The organism is Okeania sp. SIO3I5 (genome assembly GCF_010672085.1).
Lineage (GTDB): Bacteria > Cyanobacteriota > Cyanobacteriia > Cyanobacteriales > Microcoleaceae > Trichodesmium.
On record NZ_JAAHHT010000001.1, the window covers coordinates 129,995 to 154,010 of the forward strand.

Here is a 24,016-nt window from a genome sequence, read left to right on the forward strand (position 1 = left end):
GGAGATTTTTCAGGGTAGAAAAAATTTAATTTCTACCTGCCAATTTAAGGCTACAGTTGAAAAATAATTCCTAAGTTGATTGAGATTTATATTCCGACAAGGAACAGGAAACAGTGCACCGGGAAGCAGGAACAGTCGGAAAAATATTTCCCCAATCTAGATTGCTCATAAATCTATTTCATACCCAATTATTTCTGAGCTAGCTCAACTTTTTGAAGAGATATTTTTCAGGGTAGAAAAAATTTAATTTCTACCTGCCAATTTAAGGCTACAGTTGAAAAATAATTCCTAAGTTGATTGAGATTTATATTCTTACTAAATCTATTTTTTAAACCTGCTTAAAAAAATAGCCATAAGAAATGATTTGTGAAAAAAAAGGGATTAATTATAAATTATGAATTACCGAAAAATTCAGGTATAAAGTCTCTCCATTCATTGAGAAAAAACGGTAGAGGGATGAATAGGTTACCTAACCATATCCAATATCTCCCTTCAGAAGAAAAAAATTCTTTTTAACCCAATCCTTCTGTGACAGAAGAGGTAATTGTTAATTATTAATTATTAACTATTAATTATTGAACCTATATCTGTATAAAACGATTGAAGTAATTTTGTATTTTCCTGCCAGTTAAGGTGAGCTTTAGCAAAATTAATTGCACCCTCACTTAACTTTTCAGATAGGGAATTAACACTCAATAATTTCTTCACAGAATCAACAATATTAACTGCATCAACCACAGGTAAAACCAAAGCATCTTTCTGATTTTCCATCTCTAAACCAATATTAGTAGCAGGCAAAATTACAGGTTTACCCATTGCTAAATATTCTGGCAATTTACAAGGAAAACGATAATCATTAAATTGATCTGGTCTACCAGGTTGAATTAACACATCTGCTAGAGCCAAAATTTCTGGCATTAAACTCCGGTCTACATATCCTAATTCAATCGCATATTTTCGCGCCCAACTATCATCATCTCCTAAAAAATTACAGAAATCTCTACCCGTTCTAATTAATACTGCAGGTTGACCTTCTCGGTTCAAAATTGCCACTGCTAAATACAAACTTCTTACCTCATAAGTATTAGCAGCATGAACATTTCCGGTGTAAGAAAAAACTAAATTATTGTCAGGAACGCCAAATTTTTTGGCTATTTCTGGATTAGGTTTTCTCGGATAAAAATACTCGGTTTCGACACCAGGCCATAAAATTAAACTCGGCACATTATTGGGCACAAATTCTTTTAACTTTTCAATAATAACTGTCACTCCATCCGCACTTGCTAGAAATTCCTTATATTTTTGGGGATGAGAAACATTATCAGGAATTGCGAGGGAACTATTAGCAGTAGCAATTTCTTGGAAAGGTTTATTTAAGTATTTTTCGAGAACATATTCCTCATTATCTTCCAAATGAATGACTAATTTAAAGTTATAAGCTTTGCGGAGTTTATGACAGTAATTTCTAGTAATTTCCCTAGGAGTCCAAACATGAACAACATCGGGTCCTTGCTGATTTTTAAAGTATTCATTCAAGCGATAAAATTCACCATATTCTGTCACTTGATATAAATTTGCTAAATGTTCTCCTACCTGAGAAACAGTCTGTTTATTTCTAGGTACAGCTACTACACAATCAAAACCAAATTCAACTAAATTATTAGCAAAATGATGTACATGAAGCGCACTATTAGAATGGAAATCTTCGTACAGAACAAATAAAATATTTTTCATTTTTAGAGGGAGTAGGGAGTAATTTCAGTTATCAGTTATCAGTTATCAGTTATCAGTAACTCAATGGAATAGGGAGGCTTGAAATACTGAATTTATTTTTTCATCCCCTTGTAGAGCAAAAGCTCGCAGTGCAGCCAAGGGGAGGCTTAAAACCTTATTTTTATGGCGATAAAATGTGTAATTAATTTTGCTTATGAACTTAGTATTTTATAAGCATTCAGCTATCAGCTATGAGTTATTAGATTATGATCATATCGAAGGATAAATTGGTCTCCAAGTAGAATGAAAACTTATGAAAAAAAAGTTCATTAGCTAACTTTAGTAAGTTATTACGTTCAAAAGCTAAAAGCTAAAAGCTAAAAGCTTATAGTATTTTTAAGTCATTTTGGCGATTATATTATCATACTATAGCGATGTGAGAAAAAACTGTAGGGGTTTGGTCTCCAAACCCCTACGATCAAATATTATAAATTCTCACAAATCACAACTGATTGCTATATTTTAATTATGTAGCAAAAATTTTGTTAGTATTTCATATTAGACATCTGCAAAAATTAAAATTAATTATTATCCATAAATTATCAATTACTCTCCCCTATTCCCTATTTCCTGTTCCCTGTTCCCTCTTTTCTGGAGATGTCTATTATTAAGACTGGTAAGGGGTATGAGGGGTATAGGTATTCATAACTCCCAAAGTTATGATGAAAAATAATTTTGTCTTTGCCTATTCCCTGTTCCCTGTTCCCTATTCCCTATTCCCAACAATGTAAACTTAAGTACATTATCAATGGAGAAAAATTAATGGATCTAGTCAGACTCCAAAATTCATTGGACAATATCTCGTTTGCTATCTTATTTACCACAATGCTCATTTACTGGGTAGGTGCTGCTTTTCCTCGTATTCCCTATCTCTCAATTTTGGGTTCTACAGGAATGGCGATCGCTAATCTCTGTATAGCAACATTACTGGGCGCTCGTTGGTTAGAAGCTGGTTATTTCCCTATTAGCAACTTGTACGAATCTCTATTTTTTCTGACATGGGGACTTACTACTATTCATCTTATTGCAGAAAATATGAGTGGCAGTCGCCTAGTGGGAGTTTTTACTTCTCCAGTTGCTATGGGTATTTCTGCTTTTGCTGCCCTAACTTTGCCCTCCGATATGCAGATATCTGAACCCCTGGTACCTGCTCTAAAATCTAATTGGTTGATGATGCACGTTAGTGTGATGATGTTGAGTTATGCGACTCTTATGGTTGGGTCTTTATTGGCGATCGCTTTTCTAATTATCACCAGTGGCCAAAAAGTCGAACTTAGTGGCAGTTCTTTTGGCACTCGTGCTTATAGAAATAATCATTTCGTGAAGCACTCGGAAAATTTGCAACTACAAACAGAAGGAGCTAACCTGAACGAAATTAATAACAACCATCAACCTTTTCCCCTATCTGGAAACAATGGCCATAGTCAAACTGCAGTCTTAGAAATGACCCAGGTTACTCAAGGAGTTGAGGTAGAAACAACCCTTTCACCGGAGCGTTTGAATATTGCTCAAATCCTAGATAATATTAGTTATCGTATCATTGGTTTGGGGTTTCCACTGCTGACTATTGGGATTATTGCTGGAGCAGTTTGGGCCAATGAAGCTTGGGGTTCTTATTGGAGTTGGGACCCGAAAGAAACTTGGGCCTTAATTACTTGGTTAGTATTTGCGGCCTATCTTCATGCTCGCATTACTAGAGGATGGCAAGGGCGAAAACCTGCTATTTTGGCAGCTACCGGATTTGCTGTAGTCTGGGTATGTTATTTAGGTGTGAATCTTTTGGGTAAAGGTTTACATTCTTATGGTTGGTTTTTTTAATTGAAAATTAATGGCGTACAAAATAGCTTTTAACTTACTTCATTTCAAGGAAAAGGAAAGAGGGAAATAGGGAGTTGGGGGTAGGAAATAGCTATTATTAAGTTTCCTATTCCCTTTTCTTCTTTCGTTCAAAATAAATCCAGGGCATTAGTATGGAAACTGAAGTTTATCAATTAAATAATGATGATGTATTGTCTACAGGTGCTAGTCTTTTAATGTTTCAATGTACATTTAAAGTTCGCGAATATATAACTATGATTTTAACTAGGTTAGAGTCGGAAAATTTATTTGAAGATGGGTTAGAATGTCAATTATTAAAACCTGGTTCTTACTGGAAAAAAGGAAAGATAAAACTTCGTTTAGAATTTTATACAGAAACTTCTGATATGGTTTCAAAAAAAGGCTTATCTGAAACTTTTGTTAATTCTATTCCCGATACTGAAGAAATACCAGAGGATGTAGGAATGTGGAGTTAATTTTCAATAAATTATCAGTCGCGAATTAGTAGTTTTTATCTTAAGGGAATAGGGAATAGAGATTAGTATTAATTGGATCAAGATTTCTATAGCTTAACTTGGTGGTGGTACATTGTAATGGTGGTCTATTGTAATTATTTTGGTTAAGGGGAATAGCAGTGGAAGCATCTTGCTCCATTGCTATATAGCAATCCGCGATCCGTGTTGTAACATTTTATCGTAGGGGTTTGGTCTCCTTTCCCCAAGCGAAAATGGGATTTGGAAACCAAACCCCTACAGTTTGTTTCACAAATAAACAGGACTTACGCAAAGAAACCAGGTTTCTGGGTTCGCCTGCGTAATTCTGATAAATAATTTAGGATTGCTATATATGTTGATAATTCTGTAATTACTTCAACATTCAATCTATCGATTTTCTTACCTCCCAAGTTCCCCCAACTATATAATAATAAGTATTCAACCGGATTTTATATTAGTAGGTAATTTTTTATTCTCTTCGTCGGACAGATTTTAGCAATGAAAAATGAACTTTATCTTCAAAAAAAAAGTTATTCTGATTTACTACTATATCTGACTTTAAATATAGAAGATTTTCAAATATCGCCCAAAATAAAATTAGAAACTGACTTACCGCAAAAAGTTAGAGACGATATTAAAACTTATTTTTGTACTTATAAGTCTGCTTGTCAATTTGCTAACCAGATATTCCTAGAAATTTACAAACCTGGTGCGATCAAAAAATACTGTAAACAAAGCAAAATAGGGAAAAAATTACCAACTGCTTTTTATATTCATATCTCTGCTTTAGAAGAACTTCATCCCTTACTACGACTCTACGAAAATTTAGCGCAACGTTTATATTTTCAAGCAGTTTCTAGAGAAAAAGCTGATGGCAAGATCGCCACATTAATAAAGTTTAATTTTGACAAACCAACAATTTCTTATTTACACTATCCAGATTTTGATATTGACGCTCATCCTGCCTTAAAAACTAGCATTTCTATCAATATGAATGATGGAAAAATTGACCAGAGAAACTACAGCAATAGTAAAAATCCTCCTGTGCTGCATCGGAAAGAAACTTTTGTCACTCCTGAATATCCCCACTACAAAAAATTCGCTCAATTAACTTCTGCTGAAGTCAAACTAGGACTGTTAGATAATACTCGTTTAATTGGTACTCGCAAAGGATGGTTAACCCACCTAAAAAATCATGGCATAGAAATTAAAGAGCATGATGTAATTCAACATACTATTGAGATGCCAATTCCTCAAATAGAACGTCATAAAGCTGCAATAATTCGTAGACGAATTTCTAAACCAGTACGTTTAGCTGTACAAGCAAATCTATTTACAGAAGGCAGAACTTTTTTTGACTATGGTTGTGGATATGGCGAGGATATCAAATATATTGCTGAAAAAGGTCATTTAAGTGCAGGTTGGGACCCCTATTATTTACCAGAAGCTCCTTGTGTTGCTGCTGATATTGTTAATATTAGTTATGTGATTAATGTAATAGAATCTTTGACAGAACGTAGGGAAGCTTTGATTAAATCTTGGGAGTTGACTAAACAAGTTTTAATTGTTTCTGCTCTGGTATTAGTTGATGATAGTAAAACTGAGGGAAAACTTGGTTATGGAGATGGCATAATTACAACTCGTAAGACTTTTCAAAAATATTATGAACAGCAAGAGTTAAAGTGTTATATTGATCAAGTTTTGAATGTAGATTCGATTCCGATCGATTTAGGAATTTTCTTTGTTTTTAGAGATGAAGCAGAAGCTCAAAATTACCTGGCAAATCGGTTGAAAACCCATTTATATACACCTAGAATTAGTTGCAAAAATAAGCGGTTTGAAGATTATCAAGACCAGCTTATTCCTTTGATGAATTTTATGAGCGATCGCGGTCGTCTACCAATTAGAGAAGAACTCGCGGAAGAAACAGATTTAATTGCAGAATTTGGTACTTTTCGTCGTGCATTTCAGTTAATTCTTCAGGTAACAAATTATCAAGAATGGGATAAAATAACGGATAAACGTCGTCAAGATTTGTTGGTATATTTAGCTTTAACTAAATTTGGTCGTCGCCCTAAATTTTCCCAATTCTCAGAAACAGTTAGAAATGATATTAGAGCTTTATTTGGTAGTTACACTAAAGCCTGTACTTTGGCTGATTTAATGTTATTTAGTTTAAGTAAGTCTGACTTAATTAGTAAATGTTGTAAAAATAGTTTAATTGGTTATAAATCTGCTAATTCTCTATTAGTTCATGTTTCTGCTGTAGCCAAACTCGACCCCTTGTTGCGACTTTATGAAGGTTGTGCTAATCGTACAATTGGTAGATTAAGTGAGGTAAATATCGTGAAATTTCATCATAAATTACCGATAATATCTTATTTATTTTATCCCGAATTCGATACGGAAGCTCACCCAATTTTACATACAACTATGAATATTGATTTACGGGATTTGAGCGTCAGTTATGAGGATTATACAAATGAATATAATCCACCAATTTTGCATAGAAAAGATGCTTTAGTAACTCCAGATTATCCGCACTATGAAAAATTTGCTAAACTTACAGTGCAAGAAGAAGATAGAGGACTTTTAAATGATTTAAAACAGATTCAAAATAGACTTGGTTGGCTCAAATGTTTAGAGGAAAATTGTACAGAAATTAAAGGTCATCGTATTTATTGGCGTACTAATGTTGACCCTTATCAATTAAAAATATTAAAGTCTGCTGATGCTGCTCGGAAACGTAGAAGAAAGCAATAAATAATCCCCCTTAGAAAGGAGGGTGGGGAGGTGTGGGAAGTGTGGGAAGTGTGGGAGGAAAGTCCGCTTTTATTCATGCAACTTGGGTATCCCCAAGACCTTATTTTCCTCATCCTCCTCACCCTCTCCCTAAATATTCTCTGGCGACAAAGAATTAGCCCTGCCCCCCTTTGTAAGCTATCCCTTATAAGGAACTCTTGAAACCCTTGTGGGAGGATGGGGAGGATGGGGAGGATGGGGAGGATGGGGAGGATGGGGAGGAGGGGGAGGATGGGGAGGAGGGGGAGGAAGAATTCTGTCTACATTCATAAAAAAGTGTATTGAAAAATACTCTTTTCTCCTGAAAAAGGCGATTCAAGACTTAAACATAACTCCTCTATGTTGTCAAGTTTTATGAAAAGAGAAAGATGTTGATAAAGCATAGCTTTGTAAGGCAGGGGGGAGATATAAAAATGACTAATTATTCTCACTATGCTATAGAACTGCTATGTTATTTCATATAAGTGATATTTTTTTCGGTTTTTAACAGTATTGTAAATGCAAATAAAAGATGATGATTACTATTAATTTAAAACCAGAAATTGAAGCTAAAATCAAAGAAAAAGCTAAGTTACAAGACTTATCAATTGAAAAGTATATTGAAATTTTAATTGAAAAAGAAATTGAAAGTATTGTTTCTGAAGTTGACGAAACAGCCTACTTATTTAAAAGTGAAGCCAACAAAAATAGGTTGTTAAATGCTGTGGAAAATGTCGAGCATCAAACCAATTTAATTGAACTTTCATTAGAGGAAATTGAGTGAGTAAAAGAATTGTGTTTGAAGCTTCTGCTTTTTCAGACTTTACTGAGTGAGTGAAAATTGATAAAAAAATTCATCAGAAAATAGTCGCTCTGATTAAAGATATTGACCGTTCTTCATTTTCTGGTTTAGGTAAACCAGAACCGCTTAAATATGAACTCAGTGGTTATTGGTCCAGACGTATCAATGATGAACATCGTTTAGTTTACAAAGTAACTGATTATGAAATTATTATTATTGCCTGTAAATACCATTATGAGTAATAGAAGAAATTAAAAAAAAGGTTGTTACATTATTAATCTGTAAATTCCCACCAGCAGATAAAACTACTGTAGCAATATTTTATGGAAACGGTATAAAACTCCAAATAAAACAGGTTTGATATTACCTATTTAGATACAAATATTTTGCTTTAATCTAGCTGTAAAGTTACAATAACCAAAATAGCAGAACTATCATCTGCAAGTCTTTCCTAAAACTTTAAAATCAAGAGATAATGGCAAGTACAAGAAATCCTTTCACTGTAGGTCAACCAGTTGCCCCAGAAAGTTTTGTAGGGCGGAAAAATTTAATTGCGATCGCATTTGACCAAATATATAATCGCAGTAATTTGGCTATTTGGGGTGGCCCTGGTATGGGAAAAACTTCTTTCCTTAACCTTCTAACATCTCATCAAGTCTGGCAGTCAGAAGATATAGATCCATCTAGAGCAGTAATTGTTTATCTAAATTGCCTAGAAATTAAACCTTTTATGCCTGCTAAGTTTTGGCGCAGAATTATTAATTTAATTAGAGAAAAAACTAAGGATGATTCTGTCTTGCAACCTATAATTCAAAAACTACTAAAAAAGCCTGAATCAACTAAAGAGCACCTACGCTATATTTTGAAATTTTTAGGTCAGCAAAACAAATTTTTAGTGCTACTTTTAGATGATTATAATGCGACTTTTCGTTATCATTCTCAGTATACTGAAACTGACGTAGAAACATTTTTAAGTGAGTGTCGCAATTTGGCATATCACTCTTTAGAAAGACGATATTTATCAATGATTGTAACTTCATTGCGACGTTTAAATGAAGATGGTCCTCGTCTGACACCAGAAAAATCTCCTTGGTATAATCATTACGCTTTTCAACAATTAAAACCGTTTAATCAAAATGAAGTAGATAGTCTATTTGAAAAGATAGAAATAACATCAGAACTAAGAGAAGGAATTGAAGAAATTGCAGGTGGAAATCCAGCTTTGCTACAAAATGCGGGGTTGATTTTGCACAACAAAAGACGCTCTGAAGAAACTATTAGTGGCGAAGCATTTGCTAGAGATTTTGTCGATGCAACAGAACATTTTTTTCAAGATACATGGCAACTTTCTAATCAATTAGAACAGACTTTATTAATGTTAATTGCATTATCTAAGTTAGCAGGTCGTGTGGAAAATAAACGCTACGATTTAGGTGATATTAATATTATTTTTAGTCAAAAAGAACGAGAGTTGATTGATTTAGAACAAAGGGGAGTTATTAAACGAATTACAGAACAAGAAAAAACAGTTTATTTATTTTATTCAACAATTATGGAGTGGTGGGTAATTAAAGAAATTGAAAATACTAATGCAGAAAAAATCAAGCAAAGAGAGAAGGTGTTTCTTAATTTGATGAGCCATGAACAGGTAGAACAAGTAACAGGTGTGATTAAGTATTTGTCAGAAAATCAAGAAACTGTAAAATCTATCGTGAAGTGGGTGGGCAAACTAGCAATGTACTTTGCATAATTTTTATAACTTCTTGATTATCTAACAATCCTAAATAGGTTTTCAACAATTAATAATTAATATAGCGTTTCTCAGCAATCGTGAGGTACACCTATCTTTATTTGTTCCTATTTCCTATTCCCTGTTTCCTATTCCCTATTCCCTGTTCCCAGTTAAGTGTTCCCTGTTTCCTAAAACCAAGGAATTTTGTAACTCACGCTTCTTTGGAATTGCTTTAATTTATAATAGATCTGAATTATTATTTCTAGCATAAATAAGTAGCTATTCAGTTAATATAGAAATTCTAAATAAGTTCTCATATTTTATCGTAGGGGTTTGCTCTCCATGCTTGGGGAAAGGAGACCAAACCCCTACAGTTTTTCTCACAAATCATTTAGGATGAGTATATCAGTCTTTTTAAATAAACTCTGACTTAATTCGTCAAAAAAGCTGATAGCTAATTGCTGATAGCTGAATGCTTTATTCATAAAAAAAAGCTGAGAGCTAATTGCTAATAGCTAAATGCTTTATTCCTCTTCATCAAACACAGGCGGCCAAAGTTCAACAATAGATAATTCCCACTCACCAAATAATTCAGGAATAGTCAAAATATCTCCATTTTTTAACTCAATTTCTTCACGATTAGGACGATAAACTATAGCTATTTCTTTGTCAGGATCTATCAATATTCCTACTTCCGCTCCTAATTCTAAATACTTCTTGATTTTCTTCTTTAAAGGTTTAATCCTATCACTTTGAGACTTAATTTCTACCACTAAATCAGGCACCAACTTCCCAAAATAACGAACACTTTTTTTCAAACGTTGGGCACGAACAAAAGAAACATCAGGAACCTTTAAATTATCATTTGAAAGAACAAAAGCACCACTAGAATCAAACAAACGTCCGAGACGACGTGGGTAAACCCAATTACCTAATAATCTAATTAACTGAACCCCAACTTCACTAGAAATAATATCCGACGGACCCATGACTAATATCTTTCCTTCATCTAACTCTAATTGATAATCTAAATCTAATTTATCAAGAGTACCTTGCAATATTTCTAAGTCTTTAACTGTGAGATTTGACATATAGTAATCCTATCTAATCAGAGTACCTTGCAATATTTCTAAATCTTTAACTGTGAGATTTGACATATAATAATCCTATCTAAATTGTAATATTTTGTTGGTAGTTAGGAGTCAGGAGTCAGGAGTCAGAATTTTAAAAGTTTTCAGCTCTTGTATAAAAGGGAATAAAGAATAATAAAAGGGAATAGAAAACAAGTCTCTATTCCCTATTGATAATTATAATTGCTGATAGCTAATAAAGAATTGGTTAGGATATAGACCATAGACCAATGATGAATCTAGAAAGAGAAAATGATGAATCTAGAAAGAGAAAATGTTTTTCCAACTGTTCCCTATTCCCTATTCCCTATTCCCTATTCCCTAATTAATTCGCAATTCTCAATAATTCCACATCAAAAATCAGAGTAGCATTAGGAGGTATAACCCCACCCGCACCACTGGCACCATATCCTAATTCTGGTGGAATAATAAACTTACGACGTTCACCAACTTTCATACTAGCTACCCCTTCATCCCAACCTTTAATAACTCGACCTACACCAACTGGAAATTGGAAAGGTTGATTGCGATCGCGAGAACTATCAAATTTAGAACCATCCGTTAAAGTTCCAGTATAGTGAACTACAACTGTCTGACCTTTTTGAGGAGTAGCGCCATCTCCTTCTTGCAATACCACATACTGGAGACCAGATTCAGTAGTAATAGTTTCTTCCTTATCTTGAGCCATAATATTTTCTGTTGTTGTTGTTGGATTTAGTTTAGTACCTTCTGCCACTTGCTCCAGAACTTCAGTAGAATTTATAGAATCTGGTGTATTTTGAGAGGCAACTGCTCCTTTTCCCGAACCTGTAATTTGAGCAATAATCAAAACTAAACCACAGACTATTGCTATTACCAGACTAATAATAATTCCTCGCAAAATTAATCCTCCTAATTTAAGTGAAAATTCAAAAGTTAAAAGTCAAAAATTATCAGATGAAGTTTAAATTATAGGCAAGCATTCAGTTATTAGCAGGCTGAATGCTTAAAATTATAGCTAGTATATTTCAGAAATACTGACTTTTGACTTTATTTTATGCCTCTCAAACTTAGTCCATGCTGCGAATCTAACTTTTGAATTTTGAATTTTGACTTGATCTAGCGCCAATTGCGATTTTCCAAATCTCGGATCTGACGCTCCAAACGATCCAAACGACCCCGCAGTTCGTCCATTTCTGCTTGACGAGGAACACCTATATCCTGCATCACATTCCGCATTTGTCGCTCCATCTGAGCTTCCCAGTTTCCCTGTTCCGACTTAAGTTGCTGCATTATATCATCAACAAAAGTCTTAGCTTGGTCTGAGTTGATCGTCCCATCTTTTACCCATTGGTTAGTTACTTCCTGTATTTTTTCTGCCACTAGGGAAGTTGTACCAATGCCTATCATTAAAAGTTGTTGAAGTAAATTTTCAGTATTATTCATATTTTTTTCCCTTTTTGAGTATATACAAACAACTAACTTAAATTAAGCTAGATACTTAAACTGTAGATCAAAGAAGTTATTGAACTTATATATTTAATATAATCAAAATGTTAAATTGTCCTCGTTGTCATCAACAAATTGATAGTCAGGCGATCGCTTGTCCGTATTGTCGAGTTTCTCTTAAAGCTTTTGGTCATCCAGGTATCCCCCTTTATCAAGCTGAAGGAGAGGAATATTTGTGTAATAATTGCCTCTACCATTTAGATGATAGCTGCAATTTTCCTCAACGTCCCTACGCTAAAAATTGTACTCTTTTCCATGACCAATCTGAACCTCTTGTACCAAATTCTACTTATAATAATCATCATAATAGTTGGTTAAAAATTGTCAAATTTTGGTTTCAGAGACATAGGATTTGGTTGTTGTTTTTGACTCTAATTATTATAAGTTTTTTATTGTCTTTGTGACTATAGCAATCGTAAGCATTCAGCTATTAGCTATCAGCAATAAGACTCAGACGAGTTTAGTAATATCTAAATTTGGTGTTAATTAATAAAACTGTTATATCCAACCAATTAATAAAACTCAATTAATAAAGCTTTTATCTAAAACTAAAGGCAATAGCTGATAGCTGATAGCTGATAGCTGACTGCTGAATGCTTACAGAGGTACTGATAACTGATAACTGATAACTGATAACTGAATTAAGTTACTTCTAATAACTGATTTTCTTCTGGTACTGACTTTTCTTCAAACACTACTAAATCAAACCAGAAAGTTGTGCCAACACCAAGTTCACTTACTAGGTTAACTTTACTATGATGCTTATCAATAATATTTCTAACAATTGATAAACCCAAACCTGTTCCTTCCAAAGTATGAACTCGATTTTCTACTCGGAAAAATCTTTCAAAAATAGCCTCTTGATCTTCAGGTTCGATACCACTTCCCGTGTCTGAAATTTCAATTCTGACAAACTTCTGAGGATTTGGTTCTGGTGGTAAATGTAATTCTATTGGTCGAGGTGGGGGAGAAGAAACTATCCATCCTCCTTCTTCTATTTGTTGAGCTTCTATATTGCTATTTTCCGACTCTGATTCTAATAGATAAGCTCGAATTACTATTCGACCTCCTGCTTCAGTAAACTTCATAGCATTACCTACTAAATTAGCAAATACTTGTAGTAATAAATCATAATGACCAACCACAGGAGGCAAGTCAGTTTCTATCTGATAACTTAACTCTATTTCCTTATCTTTAGCATTAAGTTGATAAGTTCTTAAAGTTTGTTCTATTGGTTGAGGAATATCAACAGCATTTAGATGATAAATAAGACAAGATTCTAGACGACTTAAATCTAATACATCATTAACTAAACGAGTTAAACGGTCTGTTTCGTGATTGGCAGTTTCCAGAAATTCTCGTCTTTCTAATTCACTTAAATCTTCCCCATATTCATGCAAAGTTTCGATGAAAGATTTGATATTAAATAGAGGCGTTCTTAATTCATGGGAGACATTACTAATAAACTGACTTTTAGCTTCATTTAATTCTACTTCCCTAGTAATATCTTGCACAGTTATAGCAATTCCTTTGAGACTATTTCGATATGGAGAAAGAAAATCTGTTTCTAGCTGATTTTCATAAAGTGTACATTCATTAACTATAGGACGTTCAACAACATTACAACTATCATAAGCATCATAAATACAACTTTTACAAAGAGATTCTGTACCTGATGCTCTTTTTAAAAGAACAGTTGTTAATAAGATTCTAATTGTACGTTGATTTGGTTCATCTAAAGTACAACGATATTCACCCCCTTCTATTTCCCCTTTAGCTATTTGATGAAGTGGTCTGTTTAACTCCATCTGTACTGCTAGAGGTAAATTATCTGTTACTTTTATACCTATGACTTTTTTTTCTTCCCAACTAAAAATGCGCCGAGCAGTAGGATTAACTAAAATAAGTTGTAAATTAGCATCTAATAATAAAGCACCATCAGCAATTGTGGAAACTAAAGTTTCTAATTTAGCTTTTTCCGCTGTTAATTCTTCAATATTTTGCTTCTTATAACTCTCTAATTGTTCTGCCATTTCATTAAAGCTCAAAATCAGTTCCCCTAGTTCTCCTCCAAAGGGTAAATCTATCCTTTGTTTAAAGTTTCCTTGAGCAATATTTTTGACACCTTCTGATAATTTCTTGATAGGTTTAGTAATAATCAAAGCATTAAACACTGCCCCTAAAATTACCATTGACCAAATCGAAACAAAAACTGCTAAAGTCACATCTCTAGTTAGATTTGAAGAGACAACAACAGTCGGATTAGGATTAATTCCAATTGCTAAAACTCCTAAATATTTATCCTCATAAATTATGGGAATAAAAACATCCGTTAATTCTCCATTTGGAGTTAAATGTTGTCGCACCATAGGTAGAGCAGAAAAATTTCCTGCTTCTACATTGGCCATAAAATCTTCTGGGAGTTGAATCCGACGACGGAGGGTAAGAGATGTTTTTACCTCAGATTCTGAGAAGGGAAGACCTAAGAAAATTTTTCCTTCTTCATCGGCATAAAGCATATAACGTACACTAGAGGTACTGTTGTGGAAAAGTCTGGAAAAGCGGGCCACTTCGTTGCGATCGCCTGCTGCTACAAGTGGGGCGACATTAGCTGCTAATAATAGACCTAAGTCTCGACCAAAACGAGTATCATTGAGGCGAGCATCTTCTTGAATAGTATTTACTGCCCAAAAGCTGAAGCTACTCATTAGTAAAGATACTATTAGGGTTATGACTGCCATGAGTTTAGTCTGAAGGGTAAACTCAGACCACCAGTTAGCAATGATTTCTCCGATTTTTTTGAGGAGGGGAAGCATTTTAGAATTTAGAATTTAGAATTTAGAATTTAGAATTTAGAATTTAGAATTTAGAATTCTGAATTCTGAATTGATAATTTAGAGATTGTTTTCATTATCAATTATCAATTATCCGTTATTCATTAAAACCCGACCACCTATATCTCGGCGATAGTACATTCCTTCAAATTGAATATAATTTACAGCAGCATAAGTCTTTGCCTTAGCTTCAATAAAATTATCCCCCACTGCTGTTACTCCTAAGACAAGACCACCATTATAATTTAGAATTAGAGTTTACTGAATAAGTCTTTTTATTAAAGTAGAGAGTAGGGAGTCCTAGGGGCGATTTCCTGCGGAATACTACACAAACGTGAATCGCCCGTACAGGAGAAATAGGAGTTACAGAAAAGGTCTCAAGAATAGTTGAGAGTTATTTTTCTGCTATAGTTACTTTAAAATGCAAACTTTTTTAGCTTTATCAATGGAAAAGATGGTACTTTTGAATTACCTAAAATTGATAAAACTTTTATTTATTAATGCTTTTAGATTTAATCAGCTAGCCCTAACAAATAATTGATAATTAGAGAATGTTTTTATTATCAATTATTCATTATCCATTATTCATTATCCATTATTCATTATTCATTAAAACCCGACTACCTATATCTCGGCGATAGTACATTCCTTCAAATTGAATATAATTTACAGCAGCATAAGCTTTTGCCTTAGCTTCAGTAAAATTACTTCCCACTGCTGTTACTCCTAATACACGACCACCATCAGTAATTAAATCTTGTCCCTGTAATTTTGTTCCAGCATGAAATATAGTTGCTCCAGTCGCTTCAGCTTTTTCTATGCCATAAATTATTTTACCTTTCTCATAAGCTCCCGGATAACCCTCAGAAGCTAAAACTACACATACCGCCACTCCTGGTTTCCAATTAATAGGGGGCAACTCCGCTAAACGTTGTTCGCAACAAGCTAATAATAATTCGTCTAATGGAGTTTCCAGTAATGACAGAATAGGTTGAGTTTCTGGGTCACCGAACCTACAGTTAAATTCTAATACTTTTGGCTCTCCTGTGGGACTAATCATTAATCCAGCATAGACCACACCCCGATAATCAATACCACGTTTTTGTAAATTAGTCAAAGTTGGTTCTAGGACTTTTCGTTGAATGTCGGCCATGAGTTCCGGGGTAATAATTGGAGTCGGGGCATAAGCACCCATGCCCCCGGTGTTAGGTCCTGTGTCTCCTTCGCCCACTGCTTTATGGTCTTGGGCTGGTAATAGGGGACGAATGGTTAGTCCATCGGTTAGGGCTAATACTGATACTTCTTGACCTGTGAGAAATTCTTCTATTACCACAGATTGGTTATTTTGGTCAAATTCTCCTTGGAAAATGGCATCTATAGCATTATGAGCCATTTCAATTGTAGTGGCGACGGTGACTCCTTTTCCGGCAGCTAGACCATCTGCTTTAATGACTATGGGAATTTCTGTAATGTATTCTTTGGCAGTTTGGGCGCTGGTAAAGGTGGCTGATTTGGCGGTGGGAATATTTGCTTCGGACATAAAATCTTTTGCCCAAGATTTACTAGCTTCGAGAATGGCGCCTGCTTTGGTGGGACCGAATATTTTGAGATTGGGTTGTTGTAGGTAGTCGGCGATGCCTAGGGCTAGGGGAACTTCAGGACCAACAATTACAAGGGAGATGTTTTGGTCGGCAATGAGTTGTTTGAGGGCTGGGAAATCTGTTACTGGAATGGGTATATTTTGACATTTTGCTTGGGTGGCTGTACCGCCATTTCCTGGGGTGCAAAATATTTGTTGAACTTGGGAAGATTGGGATAGTTTTCTGGCGAGCGCGTGTTCTCTACCGCCGTTACCTACTATTAATATTTTCACGTTTTTTTAGGAAGGAAGAAGGAAGAAGATTATATACTAAATCTGATTATAGATATCTATAGTAATTTTAAATAGATTGTAATATTTTACGGTAGGGGTTTGGTTTCCAAACCCTGGTTTCCAAACCCAAGCGAAAATTAGATTTGGAGACTAATATAATTTGATTTTTCTCAAACTTGACAGAGGATTGTTTTAGGTTTAAAATTAGTCAATTTTAATCAATAAAAGTAGTATAGTTTTTTCTCAAGAGGCTAAGAAAAATGAAAACCAAACATCTACTAATGGCTGGATTAGGATTAATTAGTTTTGTTGGTATGAGTCTAAGTTCAGTACAAAAAGCTTTTGGTCAAAGTAGGATTGTTGAAGATAATCAAGGTAGACTTTATCTTGCTGTTCCACAGGGATATGGCAGACCAAGCAGTGTTTGTACTAATGATAATCAGTATTGTTTTAACGTTGCTCATAATCCATCTGCGTGTTATCCAGAGGGGTGTGTTTTTCCGCTTTCTTCAATAAAAATAATAAATAGAAGAGCTAATTTTCGTAGTCCATCTTATTCAAGTCCTCGTTACTCATCTGGCGTAGATCCCTGCGAGGTGCCTGGCTCCCCGGAAGCTGCTGTAATTTGTAATGCAATTGCTCCTGGAAGGGTTAATCCGAATATTCAAAGAGGTGTTGATCGCTTCAATACTAATATCCGTAGATTGCAGGAGCAAGTAGAGGCAATGAGCAAAACTGGTCAGTAGGTAGGAATAAATAAACTAGGACTTACACAGTACCAATGTACATGGTGTATTTTTCCTGATTACTTCAGAGATTTACACAACAATCTTTGTAGATAGTAAATTGTAACGGTAATCTATTGTAATTATTTTGGTCCAAGAAACAGTGGGAGCATCTTGCTCCCTTACTAGACATTTCTCATCCCAAAACAATAAAAATTATGAAAATTGACACAGAAAAAAACTAACACCAACCCCAAGCATCTCCACCACTTTTAATATCCCTAATTTAAAGGTAAAATTCGCACTTTTGCTCGCTCCTTATTAACAACTATTAAAGCTCCAGAATTTAACTCTGATTCAAACTGACGTAAAACTTCCACCAACATCATTTCCAAATCATCAGGTAAAATACCTTGAGTGCGAACTTAAATAACACTAGGAGCTAATTGCTAGTATTAATATCCCTGGCAATTTATGACAATAACAGAGAACAAAGATAGAGAAATTTTGACAAATTTTCTAATTGTAGTTTATAGTGAACTGGTAGGAGGTGATGTTGATTGTATGCACTTAAACTTCAATTAAAACTCAACAATAAAGAACGTTCCATTTTGACGCAATGTGCTGGTTATCAAAGGTTTGTGTACAACTATGCTCTTAATATGGTTAATGGAACTTCATGCTTGACCAAAGTTAATAAACGCGGTCAAAAAGTCAACTATAGCTATAACGAACGGATAAGCCAGGGGAAAAAGGTTTTTACTAACTATGTCAAAAAGCAACCAGAATATGCTTGGACGAATAATTATTCGTCTCGGATTTATCAAAGTGCTTTTAAACATTTAAGCGAAGCATTTTCTCGATTTAAAAAAGGAGTCAGTAAATATCCCCGATTTAAAAGCAAAAAAGATGCACAATCTTTCACGGTTTATGATGGTAATGGAAAAGTAACAATAAACGCAGGTAAGACCATAAAAATACCAACTTTAGGAATTTTTCAATTATTTGAATCAATTCCTTATACTACGGCAAGTCAGACTTTTACTATTAGCAAAACCGGAGAAAAATGGTTTGTTAGTTTCGGTATAGAAGCCGAACAACTACCAATTCATCCACTATTAGAAGAACGCCCTCAAGAAGTTTTGGGAATTGATGTTGGAATTAAGCAATTTGCTACGGTAGCGAATTTTAATAAAAGCGAAGTTATCTCTCTTCCAGACTCGATTAAAATTGAGCAGTTAAAGCTTGCCAAGTTTCAATGGCGAAATCGTAACAAACAGCTAGGGAGTAAAGGCAAACCTCCTTCTAAAAATGCGATTAAATATTACAAAAAACTCACCAAATATCATGCCCGCATTGCTAACATGCGCAGGGATTTCCTCGAAAAAACCACTTATTATTTGGCAAGTAAATATAAGCATATTGCTCTGGAAAACTTAAACGTTTTAGGCATGATGCAAAATGGAAAGTTAGCTTACTCAGTAGCCCGCCAAGGTTTTTATGAATTTAGGCAACGATTGACAACCAAAATCCTTGCTAGTGGTGGTAGTGTAGTGCTAGCTGACCAGTGGTTTCCATCATCTAAAACTTGCCATAATTGCGGTCATATTTACAAAGAATTAACATTAAGCGATCGCATCTATAATTGTCCTCATTGTGCTACAACAATAGACCGCGATTTGAATGCGGCGATTGTACTATCTCAATATGGGGAAGTTAATCAAAAAACTAGGGTAGGCTGTACCCGAATTTACGCTTGTGAACTAGAAGGGGCCGACTCCCTAGATTGAAGCAAGAAGCAAGCATCAAAACTGGTAATTACAAGGTTTATCCTGGTGCTGGCCGGAATTGAGTAGGTATTGTACAGCAGCTTTGCCATAAATATAGTTGCCATTGTAGTTAGCCAACTCAGACGTTATAGTTTTTCTAAAATCAAATGGTGTGGTTGTTCCAGCTCGACAGGCATATTCCCACTGACTCTCACTGGGCAAACTGTAAATTCTTGTCGTTTTCTCGGATAGCTTTTGACAAAACTCTGTGGCGTTGTACCATGTTACAGTTTCTACAGGGCGATTTTTTCCTTTAAAATGAGCAGGATTTTTACCCATAACAGCAAAATATTGTTCTTGAGTAATAGGATATTTGCTCATATAAAAAGGTTGGAGAGTAACTTGATGTTGAGGAGTTTCTGTATTCAATTTTCGTTCTTCATTTTGTAGCGAACCCATGAGAAAACTTCCCCCAGGAATATAAACCATTTCTAATTTAATACCATTACCTAAATCTTCGATTTTTTGTCTGGCATTACCGGGGGTGCGGTTGATTATTTTGCCAAAATTATTAACACTCACCACTTCAAAGGTAAATATTTCTCCTATTTCTGATTCTGGTATTAATTCGGGAAATTTTTGTGGTCCTAAAGGTAACTATCGACAAGAAACAACAAATGTAGGAATTTTTCCTCCTAATGTTTTTAGTTTATACGATATGCCACGGCAATGTCTGGGAGTGGTGTCTGGATATTTGGCATGATAATTATGAGGGTGCGCCTAATGATGGGAGTGCTTGGCAGGAGAGGGACGCAGATAGTTCTCCGCTGCGGGGTGGTTCTTGGTATGATAATCCTGAGTTCTGCCGTTCTGCTATTCGCGTCAGTTACTTTGGGCGTGTCTTCCGTTATAACTACTTTGGTTTCCGTATTGTCTGTAGTCCCGATTATTTCTATGAGACATGACTAGCGATCGCCTCATTCCCTCTACCTAATATATATAGAAGTCTATCCTCAGTAGAGGTAAATTTCATTCTGTGAAGCTCCCACAAAAAATCAGCTCAAGAAAGGTATTTCGCCTGGCATTTTCTCAAATACAACTACTTCGGTTTCCGTATCGTCTGTAGTCCCGATTATTTCTGTCAGACATGACTAACGATCGCCTCATTCCCTCTACCTAATATATATAGAAGTCTATCCTCAGTAGAGGTAAATTTCATTCTGTGAAGCTCCCACAAAAAATCAGCTCAAGAAAGGTATTTCGCCTGGCATTTTTTCAAATACAACTACTTCGGTTTCCGTATCGTCTGTAGTCCCGATTATTTCTGTCAGACATGACTAGCGATCGCCTCATTCCCTCTGCCTAATGTAAATACAAGCCTATCCTCGGTAGAGGTAAATTTCATTTTAGATTTAATCAGCAAACCCTAACTAATAGACATCTCCAAAAATAAAAAGTAAAATCAATTCTGATCCAGAAATTATCAATTATTCTTCCCTGTTCCCTGTTCCCTGTTCCCTGTTCCCTCTTTTCTGGAGATGTGTAATATATATAGAAGCCTATCCTCAGTAGAGGTAAATTTCATTCTGTGAAGCTCCAAAAAAATCTGCGAAGGAAAAATATCTTGCATTCTGTCTAAAATCGTGATACTATTTATTTAGCTGGGCTAACTCGCCTGTACTCTTGACTTTTGATTCAACACAAAATGCCCAATTATTGACACCAGCGGATTGAGTTTTGATACTTGCGCAGCTAAAAAATATAGAGAAATTAACATACCATAAAATAGTAAATCTATCAACCAGTCGCAAAATGAAGAGAGAAAAATTAGTCATTCATCTAAAAGTAAGTTAAGAGCGATCGCCTCTCAAAACAACGGTATTATAGGGATTTGCAGCTTCCAAATTTCATAAAGTCATAGAATACCGCAGGATTATATCACTACTTATAATATTACAAAATTGAGCAAAATTGCTAAAAAGATTGAAATTTCGTGAAAAAATGGAAAATTTTTTTCTGAGATTTTATCATCAATCCATGACAAAGTTTAAAATTTTAAAACTCAAAGCCATATAAACATAAATAAAACTTAGAAGAAGTAGTAAATATTAGGATAAGTTGTATATTTTCTAAAATTCATATTTATAAATTAAGACTGAATTAGACATCCTCCTAATTTCATCCAAACTATTCAAACCTGAAACCTAATCTAATTAATCCCAATCTAACCCATCAGCGATCGCTTAAAATCAAGCAATTGTTTCTACATAGGTTAATACTTTGATAAATTTTATTACCGAAAAATTCAAATTTAAAGCCTCTCATTCCAGGGATAAAAAAGCAAAAAAAATCCTTTTAAGCAATCTTTCTATTCCCCAAAAAATAATTATTAATTATTAATTTGTGAATCCAACTCATCAGCGATCGTTCAAAATCAAGCAATTGTTTCTACATAGGTTAATACTTCTATAAATTGCTATTACCGAAAAATGAAGATTTAAAGGCTCTACTTTTAGGGAGAAAAAAAGCCAAAAAAATTATTTTAACCAATCCCTCTATTAGAGAAGAGGTAATTGTTAATGATTAATAATTAATTATTAATTAATTGATCAGCGATCGCTCGAAATACAGCCACAGTTTCCAAATCATCAGTAGTTCTCAAAATACTATTACTAGAACCAGTTTTCACCCCAACAAAATTATTTTCTGGACTAATATAAATGTATTGTCCCCAAGCACCAGTTGCACAATAATCACCATTTGAACCTTCAGGAATCCACCAATGATATTGATAACCCCACCTAAAATAATATTCGTCTGTTGCTCCTGGTTTTAAGTGAGGAGTATCAGGTATTGTTGACTCTTTTACCCAACTTTTAGGAATAATTTGTTGTCCGTTAAAATATCCATTGTGTAGATAAACTAAAGCAAACTTTGCATAATCTCTCAAAGTACAATTCATCCCACAAAAAGTCACTTCAGTTCCATAATTATCTGTTAACCAATAAGCATCTGATTCTGCTCCCATTGGTTGCCATAATTTCTTTTCTAAATAACTGACAATATCTTGCCCAGTTACCCGCCTTAACAATAAACCTAATATCTGAGTATTCAAACTGACATATTCAAAATAATCTCCTGAAGGAAATTTAGAAGGATAATTTAAAATCGCCTTTTCTATGGGTCGCATATACAAAAATAACCTATATAAAAGTTGATTAATATCAGAATTTTTATCTTCATAAGTTTCACTAAACTTTATTCCAGAACACATTTGCAGAATATGCTTAATTGGTACATTGTTATATCCCGATTCTTTTAACTCTGGCAGATACTGAGTAATCGGAACATCAATACTTTCAAGATAACCATCATTAATAGCAATTCCAATTAAGGCAGAAATAAAGCCTTTGGCAACTGACCAAGAAGTTTTTTTGTCAAACTTTGTATAACCTTGAGAATACTTTTCATAAACAATAAAGTCATCTTTAATTATTAAAAATCCTGTGTTACCTGTCCGTTGTAAAAAATCTAGTATTGTTCGAGTTTCACCCTGAAATTGATAGGGTGTATTTAGGTCGCACAAATCTTCTTGAAAAATATAGGGTTGGGCAGCACAACGGATAATTTTACTAGGAAAAATTCTATCCATACTGCGAAAGTTTTGTACCCTTCTCTCATCATCAAACATAGTTATTTTTGGTTCGAGATAGAAACGCCAAATAATCAAACCAATAGCAATTAGAGGCAGAATAAAAATTAGAATCAAGTTGACAATGGGCATAGTTATTATCCAAGAGGTAGAAAGGAATACTGCTGACGCAACCCTTCACATTTGATTTAGCGTCGCGTTTTATCTCGGCGACAGCCGAAAACGCTGTTTATGTTACCATCTTGGAAGAAAATTGACCAGGATTTAACAAATGCCGGATGATTTGATACCTTTTCTGATTGGTGTAAGTGTTTTGATTTTTTATCTAGTATTCTCTGCTATGACTGAAATGGGAACAAAATGGTTTGATAGAAAAAAAAGATGATTAATACTGTTGTTTTAACTATTCCCGATCAAAAAATTGTTTTCTATAATTTTAATTATCTGAATATCAAAAAAATCTTGAAGCTTTGGGAGACAATGGCATTTTTAAGTATGGGATAAATCACATCGAATTATTTAGGAAATACTGGTTAATACCTGAACGCTTACCTTGATATATTAGACCTCTCCGGAAAAGAGGGAACAGGGAACACTTAACTGGGAACAGGAGGAAGTAATTGATAATTTATGGATAGGAATTGATTCTATTTTTAATTTTCGGAGATGTATACTATATAGCAATCAGGAATGAGATATGAGAAAAAACTATAGGGGTTTGGTCTCCTTTCCACAAGCTAATATGGCGTTTGGAGAGAAAACTCCTACGATTAAAATATTACAAATTCTCAAAAATCACAACTGATTGCTATAATTTTAGTCTAAACTCCAGATAAATTTAACAATTTACAAACTGCAAAATCAAGAATATATTGAGGTATAAACAAGTCATAAATTTTCTCAAATTTTTCAAGTTAAATTTTACGATTTTATCTCCAAATAAAAATTTTATGAGACAGAAGGATAGCAAAAATCAAGAGCTAGTTTCAAAGCATTTCGCATAAATTAGCAAGGCAAAACTAATATTTTTTATCTGAATATACGGCTCACAGAAAAACAAGAATAGATTTCAGAAAACTAACAAATAAATTATGAAGTTACGTGAAATAAAGGTGGTGTTATAAGAATTAATTAACGAAAAGCTT

At 34.3% G+C, this 24,016-nt stretch carries 21 protein-coding genes and 1 pseudogene; 13 read left to right on the forward strand and 9 right to left on the reverse strand.

Translation table 11 applies throughout. The features are described 5' to 3' along the window. Window positions 1-561: 561 nt before the first annotated feature. Complete coding sequence (locus F6K40_RS00445) at window positions 562-1,734, reverse strand: glycosyltransferase (RefSeq protein ID WP_293129802.1); 1,173 nt, start codon at window positions 1,732-1,734, stop codon at window positions 562-564. A gap of 801 nt (window positions 1,735-2,535) precedes the next feature. On the opposite strand from F6K40_RS00445, the gene ccsB reads away from it, so the two are divergent. The 7 genes from ccsB (at window position 2,536) to F6K40_RS00480 (ending at window position 9,418) form a co-directional block, all read left to right on the forward strand. Continuing rightward, window positions 2,536-3,591 carry a c-type cytochrome biogenesis protein CcsB gene (gene ccsB, locus F6K40_RS00450; protein WP_293129805.1) on the forward strand — a complete coding sequence of 352 codons (1,056 nt, stop codon included), beginning with the start codon at window positions 2,536-2,538 and terminating at the stop codon, window positions 3,589-3,591. A gap of 152 nt (window positions 3,592-3,743) precedes the next feature. Then, window positions 3,744-4,067: a KGK domain-containing protein gene (locus F6K40_RS00455; protein WP_293129808.1), complete on the forward strand. Its 324-nt coding sequence runs from the start codon at window positions 3,744-3,746 to the stop codon at window positions 4,065-4,067. A gap of 516 nt (window positions 4,068-4,583) precedes the next feature. Further along, window positions 4,584-6,848 carry a DNA phosphorothioation-associated putative methyltransferase gene (locus tag F6K40_RS00460; protein WP_293129811.1) on the forward strand — a complete coding sequence of 755 codons (2,265 nt, stop codon included), beginning with the start codon at window positions 4,584-4,586 and terminating at the stop codon, window positions 6,846-6,848. Window positions 6,849-6,880: 32 nt separating this feature from the next. After that, on the forward strand, window positions 6,881-7,006 hold the full coding sequence (locus F6K40_RS00465; protein ID WP_293129814.1) for a hypothetical protein: 126 nt from the start codon (window positions 6,881-6,883) through the stop codon (window positions 7,004-7,006). 392 nt (window positions 7,007-7,398) lie between these two features. Then, window positions 7,399-7,650 carry a hypothetical protein gene (locus tag F6K40_RS00470; protein WP_293129817.1) on the forward strand — a complete coding sequence of 84 codons (252 nt, stop codon included), beginning with the start codon at window positions 7,399-7,401 and terminating at the stop codon, window positions 7,648-7,650. Between the two features lie 50 nt (window positions 7,651-7,700). Further along, on the forward strand, window positions 7,701-7,910 hold the full coding sequence (locus F6K40_RS00475; protein ID WP_293129820.1) for a Txe/YoeB family addiction module toxin: 210 nt from the start codon (window positions 7,701-7,703) through the stop codon (window positions 7,908-7,910). Between the two features lie 233 nt (window positions 7,911-8,143). Beyond that, window positions 8,144-9,418 (forward strand): ATP-binding protein, encoded by a 1,275-nt coding sequence (locus tag F6K40_RS00480; protein ID WP_293129823.1) that lies wholly within the window; start codon window positions 8,144-8,146, stop codon window positions 9,416-9,418. Window positions 9,419-9,924: 506 nt separating this feature from the next. On the opposite strand, the gene F6K40_RS00485 is transcribed toward F6K40_RS00480, so the two are convergent. The 3 genes from F6K40_RS00485 to F6K40_RS00495 form a co-directional block, all read right to left on the reverse strand. Next, complete coding sequence (locus F6K40_RS00485) at window positions 9,925-10,491, reverse strand: Uma2 family endonuclease (RefSeq protein ID WP_293129826.1); 567 nt, start codon at window positions 10,489-10,491, stop codon at window positions 9,925-9,927. A 364-nt stretch (window positions 10,492-10,855) separates the two neighbouring features. Beyond that, window positions 10,856-11,410, reverse strand: coding sequence for an FKBP-type peptidyl-prolyl cis-trans isomerase (locus F6K40_RS00490; RefSeq protein ID WP_293129829.1), 555 nt, complete (start codon window positions 11,408-11,410; stop codon window positions 10,856-10,858). Between the two features lie 218 nt (window positions 11,411-11,628). Beyond that, window positions 11,629-11,955, reverse strand: coding sequence for a phasin family protein (locus tag F6K40_RS00495; protein WP_293129832.1), 327 nt, complete (start codon window positions 11,953-11,955; stop codon window positions 11,629-11,631). Between the two features lie 107 nt (window positions 11,956-12,062). Between F6K40_RS00495 and F6K40_RS00500 the strand changes: the two genes are divergently transcribed. Further along, the gene (locus F6K40_RS00500) at window positions 12,063-12,422 is read left to right on the forward strand and encodes a zinc ribbon domain-containing protein (protein WP_293129835.1); all 360 of its coding nucleotides are present in this window, start codon (window positions 12,063-12,065) and stop codon (window positions 12,420-12,422) included. Window positions 12,423-12,659: 237 nt separating this feature from the next. On the opposite strand, the gene F6K40_RS00505 is transcribed toward F6K40_RS00500, so the two are convergent. The 3 genes from F6K40_RS00505 to purD all read right to left on the reverse strand — a co-directional run bounded on the left by F6K40_RS00505 (window position 12,660) and on the right by purD (window position 16,725). Next, entirely contained in the window at window positions 12,660-14,834 is a 2,175-nt protein-coding gene (locus F6K40_RS00505) for an ATP-binding protein (RefSeq protein WP_293129838.1), read from the reverse strand. Window positions 14,835-14,942: 108 nt separating this feature from the next. Continuing rightward, window positions 14,943-15,104, reverse strand: coding sequence for a phosphoribosylglycinamide synthetase C domain-containing protein (locus F6K40_RS00510; RefSeq protein WP_365669661.1), 162 nt, complete (start codon window positions 15,102-15,104; stop codon window positions 14,943-14,945). Window positions 15,105-15,447: 343 nt separating this feature from the next. Beyond that, window positions 15,448-16,725 (reverse strand): phosphoribosylamine--glycine ligase, encoded by a 1,278-nt coding sequence (purD, locus tag F6K40_RS00515; RefSeq protein WP_293129841.1) that lies wholly within the window; start codon window positions 16,723-16,725, stop codon window positions 15,448-15,450. A gap of 260 nt (window positions 16,726-16,985) precedes the next feature. Between purD and F6K40_RS00520 the strand changes: the two genes are divergently transcribed. Then, entirely contained in the window at window positions 16,986-17,471 is a 486-nt protein-coding gene (locus F6K40_RS00520) for a hypothetical protein (protein WP_293129844.1), read from the forward strand. Between the two features lie 539 nt (window positions 17,472-18,010). Further along, window positions 18,011-19,240, forward strand: coding sequence for an RNA-guided endonuclease InsQ/TnpB family protein (locus F6K40_RS00525; protein WP_293129847.1), 1,230 nt, complete (start codon window positions 18,011-18,013; stop codon window positions 19,238-19,240). A gap of 78 nt (window positions 19,241-19,318) precedes the next feature. On the opposite strand, the pseudogene F6K40_RS00530 reads toward F6K40_RS00525, so the two are convergent. After that, window positions 19,319-19,816 (reverse strand): annotated as a pseudogene (locus F6K40_RS00530) (formylglycine-generating enzyme family protein); the annotation flags it as partial. Here F6K40_RS00530 and F6K40_RS41285 point away from each other — a divergent pair. Continuing rightward, window positions 19,779-19,982, forward strand: coding sequence for a hypothetical protein (locus F6K40_RS41285; RefSeq protein ID WP_375340539.1), 204 nt, complete (start codon window positions 19,779-19,781; stop codon window positions 19,980-19,982). The pseudogene F6K40_RS00530 and the gene F6K40_RS41285 sit on opposite strands and share 38 nt — an antisense overlap. Next, window positions 19,918-20,184: a formylglycine-generating enzyme family protein gene (locus tag F6K40_RS00535; protein ID WP_375340540.1), complete on the forward strand. Its 267-nt coding sequence runs from the start codon at window positions 19,918-19,920 to the stop codon at window positions 20,182-20,184. Before F6K40_RS41285 ends, F6K40_RS00535 begins: the two co-directional genes overlap by 65 nt. A gap of 1,625 nt (window positions 20,185-21,809) precedes the next feature. Here the strand turns inward: F6K40_RS00535 and F6K40_RS00540 are convergent. After that, entirely contained in the window at window positions 21,810-23,003 is a 1,194-nt protein-coding gene (locus F6K40_RS00540) for a serine hydrolase domain-containing protein (RefSeq protein WP_293129850.1), read from the reverse strand. Between the two features lie 249 nt (window positions 23,004-23,252). Between F6K40_RS00540 and F6K40_RS00545 the strand changes: the two genes are divergently transcribed. Continuing rightward, complete coding sequence (locus tag F6K40_RS00545) at window positions 23,253-23,375, forward strand: hypothetical protein (RefSeq protein ID WP_293129853.1); 123 nt, start codon at window positions 23,253-23,255, stop codon at window positions 23,373-23,375. The last annotated feature ends 641 nt before the right edge of the window (window positions 23,376-24,016 follow it).

What these genes read in the sequence shown, in the direction of transcription:
- F6K40_RS00445 (WP_293129802.1), bottom strand. Translation starts at nt 1,734, where the DNA reads ATGAAAAATATTTTATTTGTTCTGTACGAAGATTTCCATTCTAATAGT.
- ccsB (WP_293129805.1), top strand. Translation starts at nt 2,536, where the DNA reads ATGGATCTAGTCAGACTCCAAAATTCATTGGACAATATCTCGTTTGCT.
- F6K40_RS00455 (WP_293129808.1), top strand. Translation starts at nt 3,744, where the DNA reads ATGGAAACTGAAGTTTATCAATTAAATAATGATGATGTATTGTCTACA.
- F6K40_RS00460 (WP_293129811.1), top strand. Translation starts at nt 4,584, where the DNA reads ATGAAAAATGAACTTTATCTTCAAAAAAAAAGTTATTCTGATTTACTA.
- F6K40_RS00470 (WP_293129817.1), top strand. Translation starts at nt 7,399, where the DNA reads ATGATGATTACTATTAATTTAAAACCAGAAATTGAAGCTAAAATCAAA.
- F6K40_RS00480 (WP_293129823.1), top strand. Translation starts at nt 8,144, where the DNA reads ATGGCAAGTACAAGAAATCCTTTCACTGTAGGTCAACCAGTTGCCCCA.
- F6K40_RS00485 (WP_293129826.1), bottom strand. Translation starts at nt 10,491, where the DNA reads ATGTCAAATCTCACAGTTAAAGACTTAGAAATATTGCAAGGTACTCTT.
- F6K40_RS00495 (WP_293129832.1), bottom strand. Translation starts at nt 11,955, where the DNA reads ATGAATAATACTGAAAATTTACTTCAACAACTTTTAATGATAGGCATT.
- F6K40_RS00500 (WP_293129835.1), top strand. Translation starts at nt 12,063, where the DNA reads ATGTTAAATTGTCCTCGTTGTCATCAACAAATTGATAGTCAGGCGATC.
- F6K40_RS00505 (WP_293129838.1), bottom strand. Translation starts at nt 14,834, where the DNA reads ATGCTTCCCCTCCTCAAAAAAATCGGAGAAATCATTGCTAACTGGTGG.
- F6K40_RS00520 (WP_293129844.1), top strand. Translation starts at nt 16,986, where the DNA reads ATGAAAACCAAACATCTACTAATGGCTGGATTAGGATTAATTAGTTTT.
- F6K40_RS00535 (WP_375340540.1), top strand. Translation starts at nt 19,918, where the DNA reads ATGTTTTTAGTTTATACGATATGCCACGGCAATGTCTGGGAGTGGTGT.
- F6K40_RS00540 (WP_293129850.1), bottom strand. Translation starts at nt 23,003, where the DNA reads ATGCCCATTGTCAACTTGATTCTAATTTTTATTCTGCCTCTAATTGCT.
- F6K40_RS00545 (WP_293129853.1), top strand. Translation starts at nt 23,253, where the DNA reads ATGATTAATACTGTTGTTTTAACTATTCCCGATCAAAAAATTGTTTTC.